The organism is Kitasatospora sp. NPDC057518 (genome assembly GCF_042802075.1).
Taxonomy (GTDB): domain Bacteria; phylum Actinomycetota; class Actinomycetes; order Streptomycetales; family Streptomycetaceae; genus Kitasatospora.
In genome coordinates, this window is sequence record NZ_JBHVEU010000034.1 from 12,592 (window position 1) to 33,743 (window position 21,152).

General features: G+C 71.6%; 6 protein-coding genes and 1 pseudogene. 2 read left to right on the top strand and 5 right to left on the bottom strand.

Going from position 1 to position 21,152, the window contains the following annotated elements:
• The first annotated feature begins 27 nt into the window (after positions 1-27).
• Both ACFU7Z_RS05835 and ACFU7Z_RS05840 read left to right on the top strand, forming a co-directional pair.
• Positions 28-378, top strand: coding sequence for a DUF5825 family protein (locus ACFU7Z_RS05835; RefSeq protein WP_380776459.1), 351 nt, complete (start codon positions 28-30; stop codon positions 376-378).
• A gap of 3 nt (positions 379-381) precedes the next feature.
• Positions 382-1,737, top strand: coding sequence for an MFS transporter (locus ACFU7Z_RS05840; protein ID WP_380776462.1), 1,356 nt, complete (start codon positions 382-384; stop codon positions 1,735-1,737).
• Positions 1,738-1,794: 57 nt separating this feature from the next.
• On the opposite strand, the gene gndA is transcribed toward ACFU7Z_RS05840, so the two are convergent.
• From gndA to ACFU7Z_RS05865, 5 genes and pseudogenes are all read right to left on the bottom strand, one after another.
• The gene (gene gndA / locus ACFU7Z_RS05845) at positions 1,795-3,249 is read right to left on the bottom strand and encodes an NADP-dependent phosphogluconate dehydrogenase (RefSeq protein ID WP_049657393.1); all 1,455 of its coding nucleotides are present in this window, start codon (positions 3,247-3,249) and stop codon (positions 1,795-1,797) included.
• 219 nt (positions 3,250-3,468) lie between these two features.
• Positions 3,469-4,770, bottom strand: a complete 1,302-nt coding sequence (locus tag ACFU7Z_RS05850; RefSeq protein WP_074004955.1) for an MFS transporter — start codon at positions 4,768-4,770, stop codon at positions 3,469-3,471.
• 156 nt (positions 4,771-4,926) lie between these two features.
• Positions 4,927-20,517 (bottom strand): amino acid adenylation domain-containing protein, encoded by a 15,591-nt coding sequence (locus tag ACFU7Z_RS05855; protein ID WP_380776465.1) that lies wholly within the window; start codon positions 20,515-20,517, stop codon positions 4,927-4,929.
• 136 nt (positions 20,518-20,653) lie between these two features.
• Positions 20,654-20,854, bottom strand: a complete 201-nt coding sequence (locus tag ACFU7Z_RS05860) for an MbtH family protein (RefSeq protein ID WP_049652209.1) — start codon at positions 20,852-20,854, stop codon at positions 20,654-20,656.
• 106 nt (positions 20,855-20,960) lie between these two features.
• Positions 20,961-21,152, bottom strand: a pseudogene (locus ACFU7Z_RS05865) (glutamate synthase); the annotation flags it as partial.

Sequence of the window (21,152 nt, forward strand, 5' to 3'; positions counted from 1 at the left end):
ACCGAACGGCTCGTCCACCAGCACAAGTTGCTCGACGTCATCACGGTCGACAACATCATCGGCATGGACTACTTCCGTGACTCCCCGCCACGGGCCGCCGAGAGCACGTGGGGCCTGCGCATCCGGGGACCGGACGTCCTCCAGGTCCGCGACCGCCGCGACCCGGACGCCTCGGCCCGCTTCGCCCTGGACCACCCCGACCTGGTGGCCACCTTCCGGGCCTGCCTGACCCCCACTGCCCTGGACGACCTCGGCAGTACGGGCCGTGAGGCGGTGTCCGTGCCGGCGTCCGAGGGCCTCGTACTCGTCACCCGGGGCTGGGCGGTGACGCTCCCGCCCCGTATCCGCCACTGGACCGTGCCCGACACAGGAGTTTGATACATGGGATCCTCCACGGCCGAGGAGTCGTCCATACCCCCGGAGTCCGGCCCGCCCGCGACCCCGGCCGCCACCCCGGCCCCGGCCAAGGCCTCGGAATCCGTACCGCTGCGCCGACACCGGCCGCTGCTGCTGCTGGTCACGGAGCAGACGACCAGCTCGGTGGGGCGTCAGGTCACCGCGCTGGCGCTGCCGCTGCTGGCCATCGCCCACCTGCACGCCGGCCCGCTGGGCGCCTCGGCGCTGATGGCGATGACCTACCTGCCCGGCGTCCTGCTCAGCCCGCTGATCGGCGTGGCCGTCGACCGGGCCCGGTTGCGGCGGATGCTGGTAGCGGTGTCCTGGCTGCAGGTCCCCGCCATCGGCAGCGTGCCGCTCGCCGCCGCGCTGGACGGCCTGACCTGGCCGCACCTGTTCGCCGCGGCCGCCGCCTCCGGGGCGCTGAACTCCGCGCAGGGCGTCGCCCTGCAGTCCTGTCTGCCCCGCCTGGTGCCCCCGGACCGCCTGCTGCCGGCCAACTCCTCGCTCACCGGGGCCCGGACCATCGGCCTGATCGGCGGGCCGGCGCTCGGCGGCATCCTGATCGGCCTGATCGACCCGGCCCCGGCGCTGCTGGTCGAGTGCGCCGCCTACCTCGCCGGCGGGGCCCTGTTCCTCGCGCTGCCGGCCGCGCTGAACCGGTCCGCGCAGGAGGCGGGCAGCGGCGCGCGCTCCCGCCTCGACGCCCTGCGGGAGGGCCTCGCGGTCATCCGGCGCGAGACCCTGCTGCGCCGCCAGGCGCTGGCCGCGGCCGGGCTCAACCTCGGCGGCGGGGCCGGCGGCGGCCTGTTCGTCCTGTACGCCGACCGGGAGCTGCAGCTGCCCCCGTGGCAGCTCGGCACGGTCTACGCGGCGTACGCCGTCGGCATGGGCACCGGCGTGCTGGTCGCGACCTCCGTGACCCGGGCGCTGGGCATGGCCCGGGCCATCCGGCTGTGCGCCGTGGGCGCGGGCGCCGCCCTCTTCCTCATCCCGGCGGCCTCCCTGGGGCTGTCCTTCGCCGTGCTGGTCCTGTACCAGCTGCTGTTCGGACTGATGGCCACCATCTGGTCGATCGCCATGACCACCGGGCGCCAACTCGTCACCCCCGCCCACCTGCTGGGCCGCGTCAACGCCTTCCTCCAGGCCGTGCTGACCGCCACCCTGCCCGTCGGCGCCTTCGTCGGCGGGTGGCTCGCCTCCCGGGTCGGCATCGTGCCGGTGCTGGTCGGCGCGGCGGCCGTCGCCCTCGCGGGCGCGAGCAGCCTCTGGTTCCCGCGCGACATGCTCGCGGAGATCGAGCGGGCGGCGGAGCGGAGGACCGTCCCGGAGACGCCCTGAGGCCCGCCCCGGAGAGGCCCTGACGCCCGCCCCCCCCGGGGCGCCGGGGCCATCCGGCTACGCCGTCCCGCCGTCCGTCCGCACCTCGGGGCGGCCGGGCTCGGCCCAGAGGGTGTGGAAGCTGCCCGGGCGGTCGGTGCGGCGGTAGGTGTGGGCGCCGAAGAAGTCGCGCTGCCCCTGGATCAGCGCAGCGGGCAGGTGCGGGCTGCGCAGGGTGTCGTAGGAGGCGAGCGCGGCGGAGAAGGCCGGCACCGGGATGCCGTGCTGGGCCGCGCCGGCCACCACCGTGCGCCAGGCCGCCTGGGCGTCGGAGACCTCGGCCGCGAACTCCTCCTCGGCGAGCAGGCTGACCAGGTCGGGGTTGGCCGCGTGGGCGGCACGGATCCGGTCGAGGAACGCGGCGCGGATGATGCACCCGCCGCGCCAGATCCTCGCCACCGCCCCCAGGTCGATGTCCCAGCCGTACTCGGCCGCGGCGTCGCGGATCATCGTCCAGCCCTGGTCGTAGGCGATGACCTTGGACGCGTAGAGGGCCTGCTCGACGTCCCGGGTGAAGCGCTCGGCCTCGTGCGGGCGCAACTCCTGCCGGCCGCCCCCGGGCAGCGGCCGGTAGGCCGCCCGCAGCTCGGCCCGGGCGGAGGCGACCCGGGCGAAGGTGGCCTGGGCGATGGCGGTGACCGGGGAGCCGAGGTCGAGGGCGGTCTGGACGGTCCAGCGTCCGGTGCCCTTCTGCTCCGCGGCGTCCTGGACGACGTCGACGAAGGGCTCGCCGGTGGCGGCGTCGGTGTGGGCGAGCACCTCGGCGGTGATCTCAATCAGGTAGGAGTCGAGCCGCCCCTCGTTCCAGCGCCGGAAGGTCTCGGCGATCTCGGCGGGGGCGTACCCGCCGACCTCCCGCAGCAGGTGGTAGGCCTCGGCGATGAGCTGCATGTCGGCGTACTCGATGCCGTTGTGCACCATCTTCACGAAGTGGCCGGCCCCGTCGGTGCCGATGTGGGTGCAGCACGGGTCGCCGTCCACGTGGGCGCTGATCCGCTCCAGCATCGGGCCGAGGACGGCGTAGGACTCGGCGGAGCCGCCGGGCATCACCGAGGGGCCGTGCAGCGCGCCCTCCTCCCCGCCGGAGACGCCGGTCCCGACGAAGTGGATGCCGCGCTCGCGCAGCGCCCGCTCCCGGCGGCGGGTGTCGGCGAAGTGGGCGTTGCCACCGTCGATGAGCATGTCGCCCGCCTCCAGCAGCGGGGCGAACTCCTCGATGACCTCGTCGGTGGCCCGGCCGGCCTTCACCATGATCAGCAGCCGGCGGGGGCGCTCCAGCGCGGCCACCAGCTCCTGCGGCGACCACGCCGGGACGAACGCGCCCTCGTGGCCGAACTCCTCGACCAGGGACTTGGTCCGGCCCTCGCTCCGGTTGTGCACCGCGACCGTGTAGCCGTTGCGGGCGAAGTTCCGCGCCAGGTTGCGGCCCATCACCGCGAGCCCCGTCACGCCGATCTGTGCCGATGCCTCCATGGCGGGTGCTTCCTTCCTCGGGGAGTCCCCCGGCGGGGCTCGCGGGCCTGCGCCGCGGGTTCCCGGGGCGGCCGTGCCCGCCCGCCGACGCGCGCCGCGGACCCGGCCCGGCGCCACGGGCGGTCGGACTACATGCTCACCGGCCGCACCCGCCCGCCGCGCGGGGGACTCCCCCGTTCAGGTGCCCCGCCCCGGCGCCCGAACCTTCCGCGACAAGCTCTACCGCACCGCCTCGACCGCTTCCGGCTCGGCCTGCGGCCGGTGCCCGGGCAGCTGCCCGGTCGGCAGGTCCCGGTGGCGGCGGATCGGGGAGCAGTAGAGGAAGAGGGCCGCCGCCGGTACGCCCGCGGTCAGGATCCACAGGGCCGGGCGCAGGCCGAGCCAGGTGCCGAGCGCGCCCCCGAGCAGGGCGCCCAGCGGCATCGTCCCGTAGTTGAGGAACGCGGAGCTCGCCACGAGCCGGCCGAGCACGGCGCTCGGGACGTAGCTCTGGACGAACCCGGACTTGATGACGTTGCCCGCCACGATGCCGATCGCCACCCCGCTGTAGGCGAGGACGATCATCAGCAGGCCCCACCCGGGGCCGGCCAGCGGGATGAGCAGGGCCAGCGCCGGCAGCACCAGCTCGAACACCAGCAGGGCGCGTCCGCTGCCCAGCCTGGCGCTGACCCGGCGCACGACGAACGCCCCCAGCACACCGCCGATGCCGCTGACCATCGCGAGGCTGCCGATCTCGCCGGAGGACAGGCCGACCTCACGGACCAGGAAGACGACCATGAGCGACTGGTACCCGGTCAGGGCGAGGTTGGACGCCGCCCCGAAGAGCGCCAGGCTCCGCAGGAAGGGGTCGCCGAAGAGCAGTCCCAGCCCCTCCCGGATCTCCTTGGCCATGGCGCCGCGCGGCCGTTGGACCCGCTCGGGCGCGGACTCCCGGTGCCGGATGGCGACCAGGCAGAGGGTCGCCAGCAGGAAGGTCGTCGTGTTGACCAGCATCCCGTTGGCGGCGCCCGCGAGTTGGATGAGCAGGCCGCCGCAGCCGAGCCCGGCGATCTGCGCCGCGGAGGCGCTGCCCTGGAGCTTGGCGTTGCCCTCGGCCTGGTCCTCCGGTTTCACCAGGTCCGGCAGGTAGGCGGTGTACGCGGTCTGGAAGAACACCGTGGCGGCGCCCGCGAGCAGGGCCACGAGCAGCAGTTGGGTCACCCCCAGCACTCCGGCCCACGCCGCGACCGGGACGCTGGCGAAGAGCGCGAAGCAGATGACGTTGGCCCAGAACATCACCTGCCTGCGCCGCAGCCGGTCCACCCAGACGCCCACCGGAAGGCCGATGACCAGCCACGGCACCCAGGGCGCCGCGCTCAGCAGGCTGACCTCGAAGGTGTCGGCGTGCAGGGTCGACACGGCGATCAGCGGAACGGCGAGGACCGTGACCGACTGGCCGAAGCGCCCCGCCGTCTCGCCTAACCAGAGGAGCCGGAAGTCCCGGTGGCGGCGGAGCAAGCCGCCACGTGTGCCGTTGCCCATTGAACGCTCCGATCTGTCGCGGTAGGAAATCCGAACTGCCCGGAGCCGCCCACTGGTTGCGTCCCCTCCGGCACCCCGCGGCCGACGCCGGCGCGGGGAGCAGGACCGCCGCGCGGCCCGTACGCCGGTCGGCGCACGGGCCGCCGGCCCCACCGGCTAGGACCGGTCGCGCCCGCCGGCCAGCCAGGCGGCGAGAACGGGGCCGATCTGGGCGAGCTGATCGGGCCTCGTCATTTCACCATGCCGCCCGGTCACCCGGTGCACCTCGATCCGACCGGTGACGTGGGCCCGCCAGTCCTCCGGCCGCACCGGGGGGCGCGGCTCCTCCCTGGTCGCTTCGAAGAACAGCACATCGCCCCTGAACGTACGGGACTTGAAGGAGTCCAGCACCGCGATGTTCGCGAGGAAGACCCTGGCCATCGCCTCCAGCGCGGCGTCGCCGAGCAGGGCGAACGGACCGTCCGCGGCCCGCGCGGACTCCGGGTCGTGGCCGAGCGACTCCAGGAGCGCCCGGACGGCCTCCGCACCGGTCAACTCCCGGGCCGGTTCGGCCGATCCGCCGCCGCCTCCGCTCGGGAAGCTGTCCATCAGGGTGAGCGCCTCGACCTCCTCGCCCTCCTCCTGCAACCGGACGGCGAGTTCGTGCGCCACGACCCCGCCGAACGACCACCCCAGCAGCGCGTACGGGCCCTGCGGCTGGACGGAGCGGATCAGCGCCAGGTAGTCGTCGACCATGGCGTCGAGGCCGGCCGGAACGGCCTCGGGGGCCAGCAGGCCGCGGGCCTGGAGACCGTACAGGGCACGGCCGCCGTCGAGGTGGCGGAGCAGGCCCGAGTAGACCCAGCTGACGCCGGCCGCGGGGTGCACGCAGAACAGCGGCCGGGCCGCCGGGCCGCTGCTCCTGCGCAGCGGCAGCAGGGTGGCGAGCGCGCCATCCCCGTCCCCCGCGTCGTCCAGCCGGCCGGCGAGCGCGGCGACGGTGGGGGCGTCGAAGACGTCCCGGATGCCGATCTCGGCGCCGAGGGCGGTGCGGATCCGGCCGATCAGCCGGGCCGCGAGCAGCGAGTGCCCGCCCAGGAGGAAGAAGTCGTCGTCGATGCCCACCGACGGCACCCCGAGGACCTCGGCGAAGACCGCGCACAGGATCTCCTCCTGCGCCGAGCGCGCGGCCCGTCCGCCGCCTCCCGCACCGGCGACCGGCGCCGGCAGCGCCCGCTGGTCCAGCTTGCCGTGCGAGGTCATCGGCAGGTCCTCCAGCACCACGACCGCCGACGGCAGCATGTGCCGCGGCAGACGGCCCGCGGCGAAGCGCTGAAGCTCCTCCGGGTCGGCCGCCCGGTCGGCGACCGGCACCACGTAGCCCACCAGGCGCTTCTCCCCCGGCTGGTCCTCGCGCACCACCACGGCGGCCTGCGCCACCGCCTCGTGCGCCATCAGCACCGCGGCGACCTCGCCCGGCTCGATCCGGAAGCCCCGGATCTTCACCTGGTCGTCCGCGCGGCCCACGTACTCCAGGGCGCCGTCGGCGCGCCACCGCACGAGGTCGCCGGTGCGGTACATCCGCTCGCCCGCCGCACCGAACGGATCCGCCACGAAGCGCTCGGCCGTCAGACCCGGCCGGCCCAGGTAGCCGCGGGCGAGGCTCTCCCCGGCGATGTACAGCTCGCCGGGAACGCCCGGCGGGACCACCCGCAGTCGGTCGTCCAGGACGTAGAGCCGGGTGTTGCGGATCGGCCGGCCGATGACCGGCCGCTCGTACTCGCCGATCACGGCGTTCGTGCTGTACACGGTGCACTCGGTGGGACCGTACTGGTTGTTGGCGGTGACCCCGGCCCGCCGCAGAACATCCCAGAGCGCCTCGTCGACGGCCTCACCGCCGACGTCCACGATCCGGGGGCGGGAGGCGCGCTGCTCGGAGAGCATCCCCAGCTCGACCAGCTGCCGGCAGTACGTCGGGGTCGTCTCCAGGTAGTCGATCCGCTCGCCGTCGATGTAGTCGACCAGGAGCTCCGGCGTCCGGCGCGTCTCGTCGTCCACCAGGTGCAGCTCGTGGCCGTCCAGCAGCCAGAAGAACAGCAGCCAGCTGGCGTCGAAGGTCGTCGCCCCGATCATGGCGGCCCGCAGGGGACGGCCGGCCGAGGCGATGTCGGCCCGGTAGACGTCCTCCCGGTGGCTGTGGACGAGGTTGGCGAGGGAGCGGTGCTCGACGAGCACGCCCTTCGGCGTCCCCGTCGACCCGGAGGTGAAGATGGCGTACGCCGCGTGCCCGGGACGCAGGGGCGCGAGCCGGTCGGCGTCCGACACGTCGGCGTCGGACCGGCGGGCCAGCTCGGCGCCCAGCGACGGCTCCGCCAGGTCCAGCAGGTGCGGCACCCGGCCGGCCAGACCGGCGAACCGCTCGGCGGTGTCCCCGCCGGTGATCACCAGGCCGGGCCGGCAGTTGTCGAGCATGTACCCGACCCGCTCGACCGGGTACTCCGGGTCGACCGGGACGTAGCAGGCCCCGGCCTTCAGGATCGCCAGCAGCGAGACGACCAGGTCCGTACCCCGCGGGAGCAGGACGGCCACGGACTGCTCCGGCCCCACCCCGCGGTCGATCAGCAGCCGCGCCAGGCGGTTCGCCCGAGCGTTGAGCTGACGAAACGTCAGAACCTCGCCCTGGAAGACGAGCGCGGTCGCGTCCGGCGTCCGCCGGGCGTGCCCCTCGAAGATCTCCGGGACCAGCCCGGTGTCCGCCGGGACGCGCGTGGTGTCGTTCCACTCGACGAGGATCTGCCGGCGCTCGGCCGGGCTCAGGATGTCGACCGCCTCGATCGACTGGTCCGGGTCCGCGACCAGGGCGGTCAGCAGCCGGAGCAGGCGGTCCGCCAGTAGGGCCATGGTGTCGCGGTCGAAGAGGTCGGTGGCGTAGTGGAGAACAGCGAGGATGCCGGAGGGGGCGCCGACGGCGTCGCGGCTCTCGACGCAGGTGAGGTTGAGGTCGAACTTGACGGGCGGCATCCCGAAGGACTCGGGCTGAGCAGTGAGGCCCGGGAGTTGAAGGGTGCCCTCGTCGTTGTTCTGCAGGACCAGCATCACCTGGAACAGCGGATGCACGGAGCTGGAGCGAACGGGGTTCAGCTCCTCGACGAGCCGCTCGAACGGCAGGTCCTGGTGGGTGAAGGCCGCCAGGTCGGTGTCCCGGACCCGACCCAGCAGGTCGCCGAAGCTGGGGGCGTCCGAGAGGTCCGTCCGCAGGACCAGGGTGTTGACGAAGAACCCGACCAGGTCGTCCAGCGCCTGGTCCGAACGCCCGGCCACCACCGTGCCGATGGGGATGTCCGTGCCGGCGCCGAGGCGCGACAGCAGAGCCGCCAGAGCCGCGTGCAGGACCATGAACAGCGTCACGCCGTGCCGACGCGCCACCGCGTCCAGTTCGGCGTGCAGCTCGGGGCCGACGTGGAACTGCAGCAGGTCGCCCTCGTGCGAGGCAGTGACCGGTCGGGGCCGGTCGAAGGGCAGAGCCACTTCCTGCGGCGAACCCCTCAGTGCTTCGGACCAGTAGGCGAGTTGCTGGTCCATGGTGTCGCCGAGCTCGTTGTGCTGCCAGAGGGTGTAGTCCGCGTACTGGACGGCCAGCGGCTCCCAGTCGGGGACGAGGCCGGCCAGGCGGGCCCGGTAGGCCGAGGCGATGCCCTGCCAGAGCGGACCGGAGGACCAGCCGTCACTGGCGATGTGGTGCAGGGTCAGGACGAGGACGGACTCGGTCGCGCCGAGGGTGAACAGGGCCACCCGCAGAGGGAGTTCGGCGGAGAGGTCGAAGGCGGTGAAGGCCTCGGCCTCGATCCGCCCTGCGGCCTCGTCCGCCGTGCACGGCTCGACCCTGAAGGGCACCTGGACGTCCTGGGCGGGCAGGACCAGCTGGCGGGGCTGGCCGTCGATCGCGGGGTAGATCGTCCGCAGGGCCTCGTGGCGGCCGACCACGTCGCCGATCGCCCCTCGCAGGGCCTCGACGTCCACCGTGCCGTGCAGGCGGAACGCGAACGGACTGTTGTAGGTGGCAGAGGCGCCTTCGAGCTGGTCGAGGAACCACAGCCGCTGCTGGGCGAACGACAGCGGCAGCACCTCCGGACGCTCCCCCGCCACCAACGCCGGACGCGCCGGGCGGCCCTCCTTCAGCTTCTCCATCACCCCGACGACGGTCGGGTTGCGGAAGAGGTCGCGGATGCCGAGCTCGGCGTTGAGGGTCGTGCGGATGCGGCTGATCAGGCGCGTCGCGAGGAGCGAATGGCCGCCCAGAGCGAAGAAGTTGTCATCGATGCCCACCGACGGTACGCCGAGGACCTCGGCGAAGAAGGCGCACAGGATCTCCTCCTGCGCCGTCCTCGGACCACGATGCCCCTGCACCTCCACAGCCTCGACGGCACCGGCCCGCGCCCGCTCCGCCCGACTGAGGAAGTACCGCTCCTGCTCGGGAGAGTCGAACACCTCCCAGCCGGACACCGGAACCTCCGGATCCCCGACCGCCACCCCGAGCAACCGGATCAGGCGGTCCGCCAGCAGGGTCATGGTGTCGCGGTCGAAGAGGTCGGTGGCGTAGTGGAGAACAGCGAGGATGCCGGAGGGCGCGTTGGCGGCGTCGCGGTTCTCGACGCAGGTGAGGTTGAGGTCGAACTTGGCGGGCGGCGTCCCGAAGGACTCGGGCTGGGCGGTGAGGCCGGGGAGCTGGAGGGTGCCCTCGTCGTTGTTCTGCAGGACCAGGAGCACCTGGAACAGCGGGTGCCGGCCCAGCGAACGCACCGGGTTCAACTCCTCGACCAGGCGCTCGAACGGCAGGTCCTGGTGGGTGAACGCCGCCAGGTCAGCGTCTCGGACCCGGTCCAGCAGTTCGCCGAAGGTCGGCTCCGCCGAGACGTCGGTCCGCAGCACCAGGGTGTTCACGAAGAACCCGACGAGGTCGTCCAGGGCCTCGTCCGAACGTCCGGCGACGACCGTGCCGATGGGGATGTCCGTGCCGGCGCCCAAGCGGGACAGCAGAGCCGCCAGAGCCGCGTGCAGGACCATGAACAGCGTCACGCCGTGCCGGCGTGCCAAGGCGTCCAGTTCGGCGTGCAGGCCGGGGTCGACGTGGAACTGCAGCAGGTCGCCCTCGTGTGAGGCGGTGGCGGGGCGGGGCCGGTCGAAGGGCAGAGCGACCTCCTGCGGCGCATCCCTCAACGCCTCGGACCAGTACGCGAGTTGCTGGTCCATGGTCGCGCCGAGCTCGTTGTGCTGCCAGAGCGTGTAGTCCGCATACTGGACGGCCAGCGGCTCCCACTGCGGGACGAGACCGGCCAGACGGGCACGGTAGGCCGAGGCGATGCCCGACCAGAGCGGGCCCGAGGACCACCCGTCACTGGCGATGTGGTGCAGGGTCAGGACGAGGACGGACTCGGTCGCACTGAGGGTGAACAGCGCCACCCGCAAGGGAAGTTCAGTCGAGAGCTTGAAGGTGGTGAAGGCCTCGGCTTCGATCCGCTCGGCCACCTCCTCGGCCGTGCACGGCTCGACCCTGAACGGCACCTGGACGTCTTGGGCGGGCAGGACCAGCTGGCGGGGCTGGCCGTCGACCGCGGGGTAGATCGTCCGCAGCGCCTCGTGCCGGCCGACCACGTCACCGATCGCCCCGCGCAGGGCCTCAACGTCCACCGCGCCGCGCAGGCGGAACGCGAACGGGCTGTTGTAGGTCGCGGAAGCGCCTTCGAGCTGGTCGAGGAACCACAGCCGCTGCTGGGCGAACGACAGCGGCAGCACCTCCGGACGCTCACCCGCCACCAACGCCGGACGCGCCGGACGGCCCTCCTTCAGCTTCTCCATCACCCCGACGACGGTCGGGTTACGGAACAGGTCGCGGATGCCGAGCTCAGCGTTGAGGGTCGTGCGGATGCGGCTGATCAGGCGCGTCGCCAGGAGCGAATGGCCGCCCAGAGCGAAGAAGTTGTCATCGATGCCCACCGACGGTACGCCGAGGACCTCGGCGAAGAACGCGCACAGGATCTCCTCCTGCGCCGTCCTCGGACCACGATGCCCCTGCACCTCCACAGCCCCGACCGCGCCGGCCCGCGCACGCTCCGCCCGGCTGAGGAAGTACCGCTCCTGCTCAGGCGAGTCGAAGACCTCCCAGCCGGACACCGGAACCTCCGGATCCCCGACCGCCACCCCGAGCAAGCGCACCAACCGCTCCGCCACCAGACCCGCGGTCCCCTGGTCGAACAGATCGGTCGCATACTGCAGAACGGCAGTGATACCGGCAGGCGCGTTGGCGGCGTCACGGTTCTCGACGCAGGTGAGGTTGAGGTCGAACTTCGCGGGCGGCGTCCCGAAGGACTCGGGCTGAGCGGTGAGGCCCGGGAGTTGGAGGGTGCCCTCGTCGTTGTTCTGCAGAACGAGCATCACCTGGAACAGCGGGTGCCGGCCCAGCGAACGCACCGGGTTCAACTCCTCCACCAGCCGCTCGAACGGCAGGTCCTGGTGCGTGAACGCCGCCAGGTCCGCATCCCGAACCCGACCCAACAACTCACCGAAGGTCGGCTCACCCGACACATCCGTCCGCAACACCAGCGTGTTCACGAAGAACCCGACCAACTCGTCCAGGGCCTCATCCGAACGCCCGGCCACCACCGTGCCGATCGGGAGGTCCGTCCCCGCACCGAAGCGCGACAGCAGAGCCGCCAAGCCCGCGTGCAGGACCATGAACAGCGTCACGCCGTGCCGACGCGCCAACGCGTCCAACTCCGCGTGCAGCTCGGGGCCGACATGGAACTCCAGCAGCTCACCCTCATGCGACGCGGAGGCAGGACGGGATCGGTCGAAGGGCAGGGCCATCTCCTGCGGCAGCTCTCCCAGCGCGTTACGCCAGTACTTCAACTGCTCGTCGAGGATCTCGCCCAGCTGGTTGTGCTGCCAGAGCGTGTAGTCCGCGTACTGGACGGCCAGCGGCTCCCACTGCGGGACCAGGCCGGCCAGACGGGCACGGTAGGCCGAGGCGATGCCCGACCAGAGCGGGCCCGAGGACCAGCCGTCACTGGCGATGTGGTGCAGGGTCAGGACGAGGACGGACTCGGTCGTGCCGAGGGTGAACAGGGCCACCCGCAACGGAAGTTCAGCGGAGAGGCTGAAGGTGGTGAAGGCCTCGGCCTCGATCCGCTCGGCCAGCTCCTCGGCCGTGCACGGCTCGACCCTGAACGGCACCTGGACGTCCTGGGCGGGCAGCACCAGCTGGCGGGGCTGGCCGTCGACCGCCGGGTAGATCGTCCGCAGGGCCTCGTGGCGGCCGACCACGTCGCCGATCGCCCCGCGCAGGGCCTCGACGTCCACCGCGCCGTGCAGGCGGAACGCGAACGGGCTGTTGTAGGTGGCAGAGGCGCCTTCGAGCTGGTCCAGGAACCACAGCCGCTGCTGGGCGAACGACAGCGGCAGCACCTCCGGACGCTCACCCGCCACCAACGCCGGACGGGCCGGACGGCCCTCCTTCAGCTTCTCCATCACCCCGACCACCGTCGGGTTACGGAACAGGTCGCGGATGCCCAGCTCGGCGTTCAACGTGGTACGAATCCGGCTGATCAGGCGCGTCGCCAGGAGCGAATGCCCGCCCAGGGCGAAGAAGTTGTCATCGATGCCCACCGACGGAACACCAAGAACCTCGGCGAAGAACGCGCACAGGATCTCCTCCTGCGCCGTCCTCGGACCACGATGCCCCTGCACCTCCACAGCCTCGACGGCACCGGCCCGCGCACGCTCCGCCCGGCTGAGGAAGTACCGCTCCTGCTCAGGCGAGTCGAACACCTCCCAGCCGGACACCGGAACCTCCGGATCCCCGACCGCCACCCCGAGCAAGCGCACCAACCGCTCCGCCACCAGACCCGCGGTCCCCTGGTCGAACAGATCGGTCGCGTACTGCAGGACCACCGTGATACCGGCAGGCGCATTGGCGGCGTCACGGTTCTCGACGCACGTCAGGTTGAGGTCGAACTTGGCGGGCGGCGTCCCGAAGGACTCCGTACTCACCACGACATCCGGGAGCTGGAGGCTGCCCTCCTCGTTGTTCTGCAGGACCAGCATCACTTGGAACAGCGGGTGCCGGCCCAGCGAACGCACCGGGTTCAACTCCTCCACCAGGCGCTCGAACGGCAGGTCCTGGTGCGTGAAAGCCGCCAGGTCCGCATCCCGGACCCGGCCCAGCAACTCACCGAAGGTCGGCGCACCCGACACATCCGTCCGCAGCACCAGCGTGTTCACGAAGAACCCGACCAGCTCGTCCAAGGCCTCATCCGAACGCCCGGCGACGACCGTGCCGATCGGGAGGTCCGTCCCCGCACCCATCCGCGACAGCAGAGCCGCCAGGCCCGCGTGCAGCACCATGAACAGCGTCACACCATGCCGACGCGCCAACACGTCCAACTCCGCGTGCAACTCGGGGCCGACATGGAACTCCAGCAGCTCGCCCTCATGCGACGCGGAAGCGGGTCGGGGCCGGTCGAAGGGCAGGGCAACCTCCTGCGGCGCGTCCCTCAACGCCTCTGACCAGTAGGCGAGTTGCTGGTCGAGAGCCTCCTCGAGCTGGTTGTGCTGCCAGAGGGTGTAGTCCGCGTACTGGACCGCCAGCGGCTCCCACTCCGGGGCAGCTCCGGCCAGCCGGGCCCGGTAGGCCGACGTGACCCCCTGCCAGAGCGGGCCGGAGGACCAACCGTCGCTGGCGATGTGGTGCAGGGTCAGGACCAGGACCGACTCGTCCTCGCCAAGCGTGAACAGCACGACCCGCAAGGGAAGTTCGACGGAGAGGTCGAAGACGGCGAAGGCCTCGGCTTCGATCCGCCCCGCCACCTCCGAAGCCGCGCACGGCTCGACCCTGAACGGCACCTCGACCTCACCGGCCGGCAGCACCAGCTGACGCGGCTGGCCGTCGATCGCCGGATAGACCGTCCGCAGCGCCTCGTGCCGGCCGACCACGTCGCCGATCGCCGCACGGAGCGCCTCCACGTCCACCGCCCCGTGCAGCCGGAACGCGAACGGGCTGTTGTACGTGGCGGAAGCGCCTTCGAGCTGGTCGAGGAACCACAGCCGCTGCTGCGCGAACGACAGCGGCAGCACCTCCGGACGCTCACCCGCCACCAACGCCGGACGCGCCGGCCGCCCCTCCTTCAGCTTCTCGGCGACGCCGACGACCGTGGAGGCGTCGAACAGGTCGCGGATCCCGAGTTCCGCGCCGAAGGTACTGCGAATCCGGCTGATCAGCCGGGCCGCGAGGAGCGAGTGCCCGCCCAGGGCGAAGAAGTCGTCGTCGATCCCCACCGACGGCAGGCCCAGCACCTCCGCGAACACCACGCACAGGATCTCCTCCTGCGCGGAACGCGGCGCCCGACCGCTCGGCTCGACAGCGGCGGCGGCAGGCGCGGGCAGCGCGCGCTGGTCCAGCTTGCCGTTCGGTGTGATCGGCAGTGCCTCCAGCACCACCACCGCCGACGGCACCATGTGGCGCGGCAGCCGCCCCGCGGCGAAACGCCGCAGCTCGTCGGGATCGACCTCCCGGCCCGCGACCGGCACCACGTAGCCGACGAGGCGCTTGTCTCCCGGTCGGTCCTCGCGTGCCACGACCGCGGCCTGCGCCACCGCCTCGTGCGCCAGCAGGACCGCCGCGACCTCGCCCGGCTCGACCCGGAAGCCCCGGATCTTCACCTGGTCGTCCGCACGCCCCACGTACTCCAGCACCCCGTCCGCACGCCAACGACCCAAGTCGCCCGTCCGGTACATCCGTTCACCCGCCGCACCCAGCGGATTCGCCACAAACCGCTCAGCCGTCAGACCCGCCCGACCCACATACCCGTGCGCCAGACCGGCCCCCGCCGCATACACCTCACCCACCACACCCGCCGGCACCGGACGCAACCACTCGTCCAACACGAACACCCGCTTGTTGCCCACCGGCCGACCGATCGGCAACGACGACGACCCCAGATCCTCCTCGGTCACCGCGTGGCACGTCGTGAAGCCCATGCTCTCCGCCGGACCGTACCCGTTGCCCACCCGCAACCCCGGGAACAAGCCCAGCACCTTCGCCACATGCGCCACCGAACCGGCCTCACCACCCGTGAACGCCGTCCGAACCCCCGCAAAAGCCCCCGGATGCTCATCCACCAGGAAATTGAACAGACTCGCCGACAACTGGAGCATCGTCACACCATGCTCCACCACCAACTTCTCGATCACCGCCGGCTGCGGATTCTGCCCCGGCTGCAACACACACACCGCACCATGCAACAACGCACCGAACAACTCCAGCGCGAACCCGTCCCACGACACCGGCGAGCACTGCAGAAACACCTCGCCCGGACCGAACTCGCAATACCCCTGCCCCAGATACGTCCCCACCAACGCCCGATGCGGCGCCACCACACCCTTCGGCCGACCCGTCGAACCCGACGTGAACATCACACACGCCACATCCTCCGGACCCACCACCACCGACGGCACCACCCCGCCCGCCGCCGGCTCCCACTCCTCATCCACCCACACCACACACTCCGCGAGCCCCTCCACCGACCCCCGCAGCCCCGAACTCGACACCACCAGACCCACACCCGCCTCGGCCACCACCAACGCCGACCGCTCCCGCGGGAACTCCGGATCCAACAGCGTGTAACCACCACCCGCCTTCAACACACCCAACAACGCCACCACGAGATCCGCCCCACGCCCCAGGCAGACCCCCACCAACCCACCCCGCACCAGCCCGGACTCCACCAACCGCGCGGCCATCCGATCCGACAGAACATCCAACTCCCCATACGACAACCGGCGATCACCATCCACCACCGCCACCGCACCCGGAGCCCGCACCACCTGCTCCCCGAACAACCCCGACACCGTCCCCGACGGCACCGGACCCCCACCACCACCCCACCCCGACACAACCAACTCACGCTCGCCACCCACCAACACCTCAACCGACCCGACCAACTGCTCCGGATCCGCGACCATGGCGGTCAACAGCAAACCGAGACGGCGGCCCAGCACCTCCACCGTGCCGTGGTCGAAGAGGTCCGCGGCGTACTGCAGCTCCACCTGGATCCCACCGGGCGTGCCATCGGCAGCCCAGGCCTCGGTGAAGGCGAAGTTGAGGTCGAACCGGGCCGGCGCCGTGTCGAAGGTCTCCGATTCCAGGGTGATGCCCGGGAGTTGGAGGCTGACCGCGCTGTTGTTCTGCAGGACCAGCATCACCTGGAACAACGGGTGCACCGAGGCGGAGCGGACGGGGTTCAGCTCCTCCACCAGGCGCTCGAACGGCAGGTCCTGGTGGGTGAACGCCGCCAGATCCGTGTCCCGGACCCGCCCCAGCAACTCACCGAAGGTCGGCGCACCCGACACATCCGTCCGCAGCACCAGCGTGTTCACGAAGAACCCGACCAGCTTGTCCAACGCCTCATCCGAACGCCCCGCCACCACCGTGCCGATGGGGATGTCTGTCCCCGCGCCCAGGCGCGACAAGAGGGCCGCCAGGCCCGCGTGCAGCACCATGAACAGCGTCACGCCATGCCGACGCGCCAGGCCCTCCAACTCCGCATGCAGCCCGGCATCCAGCCCGAACTCCACCAGACCACCCGCACGCGAAGCCACCCCCGACCGCGGCCGGTCCAACGGCAGCGCCACCTCCTGCGGCGCATCCCGCAACACCCCCGACCAGTAGGCAAGTTGCTGATCCAGGACCCCACCCAACAGACCCTGCTGCCACAGCGTGTAATCCGCGTACTGCACCGGCAACGGCGACCACTCCGGAGCAACCCCGGCCAGGCGCGCGCGGTAGGCCGACGCCACGCCCTCCCACAGCGGCTCCATCGACCAACCGTCACTCGCGATGTGGTGCAAGGTCACCACCAGCACCGACCCGCCCTCGGCGACCGTGAACAACACCACCCGTACGGGCAGATCGGTGGACAGGTCGAACGGCGTGAACGCGGCCCCGCGCACTGCCTCGTCGAGCGCGTCGCTCCCGCACTCCACGGCCGTGAAGGGCACCTGGACGTCCTGGGCGGGCAGCACCAGCTGGCGGGGCTGTCCGTCGACCGCGGGATAGACCGTCCGCAGCGCCTCATGCCGCCCGACCACATCGCCGATCGCCCCGCGCAGCGCCTCCACGTCCACCGCCCCGTGCAGGCGGAACGCGAACGGGCTGTTGTACGTGGCGGAAGCGCCTTCGAGCTGGTCGAGGAACCACAGCCGCTGCTGGGCGAACGACAGCGGCAGCACCTCCGGACGCTCACCCGCCACCAACGCCGGACGCGCCGGGCGGCCGTCCTTCAGCTTCTCGGCGACGCCGACGACCGTGGAGGCGTCGAACAGGTCGCGGATCCCGAGTTCGGCGCCGAAGGTGCTGCGGATGCGGCTGATCAGCCGGGCCGCGAGGAGCGAGTGCCCGCCCAGCGCGAAGAAGTCGTCGTCGATCCCCACCGACGGCAGGCCAAGCAGCTCCGCGAAGATGCCGCAGAGCAGTTCCTCCTGCACCGAGCGCGGTGCGCGTCCGCCCGGCTCGACGGCGGTGGCGGCAGGCGCGGGAAGTGCGCGCTGGTCCAGCTTGCCGTTCGGCGTGATCGGCAGCGCCTCCAGCACCACCACCGCCGACGGCACCATGTGGCGCGGCAGGCGTTTGACCAGGAAGTGACGCAGTTCCGCCGCGTCCATGTCCCGACCGTTCACCGGGACGACGTAGCCGACCAGGCGCTTGTCGCCCGGCCGGTCCTCGCGTGCCACGACCGCGGCCTGCGCCACCGCCTCGTGCGCCAGCAGCACCGCCGCGACCTCACCCGGCTCGACCCGGAAACCCCGGATCTTCACCTGGTCGTCCGCGCGCCCCACGTACTCCAGCACCCCGTCCGCACGCCAACGACCCAAGTCGCCCGTCCGGTACATCCGTTCACCCGCCACACCCAGCGGATTCGCCACAAAACGCTCCGCCGTCAGACCCGCCCGACCCACATACCCGTGCGCCAGACCGGCCCCCGCCGCATACACCTCACCCACCACACCCGCCGGCACCGGACGCAACCACTCGTCCAACACGAACACCCGCTTGTTACCCACCGGACGCCCGATCGGCAACGACGACGACCCCAGATCCTCCTCGGTCACCGCGTGGCACGTCGTGAAGCCCATACTCTCCGCCGGACCGTACCCGTTGCCCACCCGCAACCCCGGAAACAGACCCAGCACCTTCGCCACATGCGCCACCGAACCGGCCTCACCACCCGTGAACGCCGTCCGAACCCCAGCAAAAGCCCCCGGATGCTCATCCACCAGGAAATTGAACAGACTCGCCGACAACTGGAGCATCGTCACACCATGCTCCACCACCAACTTCTCGATCACCGCCGGCTGCGGATTCTGCCCCGGCTGCAACACACACACCGCACCATGCAACAACGCACCGAACAACTCCAGCGCGAACCCGTCCCACGACACCGGCGAGCACTGCAGAAACACCTCACCCGGACCGAACTCGCAATACTCCTGCCCCAGATACGTCCCCACCAACGCCCGATGCGGCGCCACCACACCCTTCGGCCGACCCGTCGAACCCGACGTGAACATCACACACGCCACATCCTCCGGACCCACCACCACCGACGGCACCACCACCCCGGCCGACTCCTCCGCCGGTTCCCAGGGCGAATCCATCCACACCACACACTCCGCGAGCCCCTCCACCGACCCCCGAAGCCCCGAACTCGACACCACCAGACCCACACCCGCCTCGGCCACCACCAACGCCGACCGCTCCCGCGGGAACTCCGGATCCAACAGCGTGTAACCACCACCCGCCTTCAACACACCCAACAACGCCACCACAAGATCCGCCCCACGCCCCAGGCAGACCCCCACCAACCCGCCCCGCTCCAGACCGGACTCCACCAACCGCGCGGCCATCCGATCCGACAGAACATCCAACTCCCCGTACGACAACCGGCGATCACCATCCACCACCGCCACCGCACCCGGAGCCCGCACCACCTGCTCCCCGAACAACCCCGACACCGTCCCCGACGGCACCGGACCCCCACCACCACCCCACCCCGACACAACCAACTCACGCTCGCCACCCACCAACACCTCAACCGACCCCACCGAACCGTCCGGATTCGCGACCATCGCGGCCAGCACCCGGCGCAGGCGCTCCGCGAAGGTGGTGACGGTGCCGTGGTCGAAGAGGTCGGCGGCGTAGCGCAGTTCGGCCCGGATGCCGGCCGGCCTGTTGGCGGCGTCGTGGTGCTCGGAGAAGCTCAGGTTGAGGTCGAACCGGGCCGGGGCGGCCACAGAGCACTCCGGCTCCACGACCAGGCCCGGGAGTCGGAGACTGCACTCGTTGTTGTTCTGCAGGACCAGCATCACCTGGAACAACGGGTGCACCGAGGCGGAGCGGACGGGGTTCAGCTCCTCCACCAGCCGCTCGAACGGCAGGTCCTGGTGGGTGAACGCCGCCAGATCCGTATCCCGGACCCGCCCCAGCAACTCACCGAAGGTCGGCGCACCCGACACATCCGTCCGCAGCACCAGCGTGTTCACGAAGAACCCGACCAGCTTGTCCAAGGCCTCGTCCGAACGCCCCGCCACCACCGTGCCGATGGGGATGTCCGTCCCCGCGCCCAGGCGCGACAACAGAGCCGCCAGGCCCGCGTGCAGCACCATGAACAGCGTCACGCCGTGCCGACGCGCCAACCCCTCCAACTCCGCGTGCAGCTCCGCGTCCAGCCCGAACTCCACCAGACCACCCGCACGCGAAGCCAGCCCCGACCGAGGCCGGTCCAACGGCAGCGCCACCTCCTGCGGCGCATCCCGCAACACCTCGGACCAGTAGGCGAGTTGCTGATCCAGGACCCCACCCAACAGACCCTGCTGCCACAACGTGTAATCCGCGTACTGCACCGGCAACGGCGACCACTCCGGAGCAACCCCCGCCAGGCGGGCCCGATAGGCCGACGCCACGCCCTCCCACAACGGCTCCATCGACCAACCGTCACTCGCGATGTGGTGCAAGGTCACCACCAGCACCGACCCGCCCTCGGCGACCGTGAACAGCACCACCCGCAACGGCAGCCCGGTGGACAGGTTGAACGCGGCGAGGGCCTCGGCGGAGATCCGCTCCGCCAGCTCCTCCGCCGTGCACGGCTCGGCCCTGAACGGCACCTCGACGTCCCCCGCGGGCAGCACCACCTGGCGGGGCTGCCCGTCGACCGCCGGATAGACCGTCCGCAGCGCCTCGTGCCGCCCGACCACGTCACCGATCGCCCCGCTCAGCGCCTCGACGTCCACCGCCCCGTGCAGCCGGAACACGAACGGGCTGTTGTACGTCGCGGACGCACCCTCCAACTGGTCCAGGAACCACAGCCGCTGCTGCGCGAACGACAGCGGCAGCACCTCCGGCCGCTCCCCCGCCACCAGCGCCGGACGCGCCGGACGCCCCTCCTTCAGCTTCTCCGCCACCCGGGCCACGGTCGGGTTCCGGAACAGGTCCCGGATGCCGAGCTCCGCGCCGAGCGTGCTGCGGATGCGGCTGATCAGCCGGGTCGCGATGACCGAATGGCCGCCCAGGGCGAAGAAGTTGTCATCGACTCCCACCGACGGCAGCCCGAGGACCTCGGCGAAGAGGCCGCACAGGAGCTGTTCCTGCGCCGACTCGGGAGCGCGACCGCCCTCGGCCGTGTCCTTCTGCCCGGTCGTCGGTTCCATCTGCTGAGCCATGACATCTCCCTCTGGTGCCTATCCGGCGGTGATCGATGCGCGTGACCGGCCGCCCCGGCCAGGTGCCTCGTCACCTGGCCGGGGCCGCACGCGGGTGTGCGAACGGAATGGAGGAAAAGGGGTCCGGGACCGCGGGTCAGCCGACCGTCGTCGGGCGCGGCGCCAGATCGGTCCAGTGCTGCTCGATGTACTCCAGGCAGGCCTGGCGGTCGTTCTCGCCGAAGGCCGTGGTCCAGCCGGCCGGGACCGCGAGCACGTTCGGCCACAGGGAGTGCTGGTTCTGGTCGTTGACCAGGACCAGGTAGCGGCCCTCGGCGTCCTCGAACGGGTTCGTCACAGCGGTTCTCCTTCTGTACGGGAGGTACGGGATGCACAGGACGTGCGGGATGGACGGATCGGACGGATCGGACGTTCACGCAAGCGAAGGGGCGGCGCCCCGTGTCCTACGGGTGGAGGTACGGCCCGGCCGTTTCCGGGAGCCAGACGTCCTCCGGGTCCAGGGCGGCGGGCGTGTACTTGCCCAACGCGCTGATCAGCAGCCGCAGTTCGAAGGCCAGACAGGCGACCAGCCGGGCGATCCCGTCCTGCGGGTCCTCGTCCGCCGCGAGCAGCGCCGCCCGGCCCAGCCCGACGGC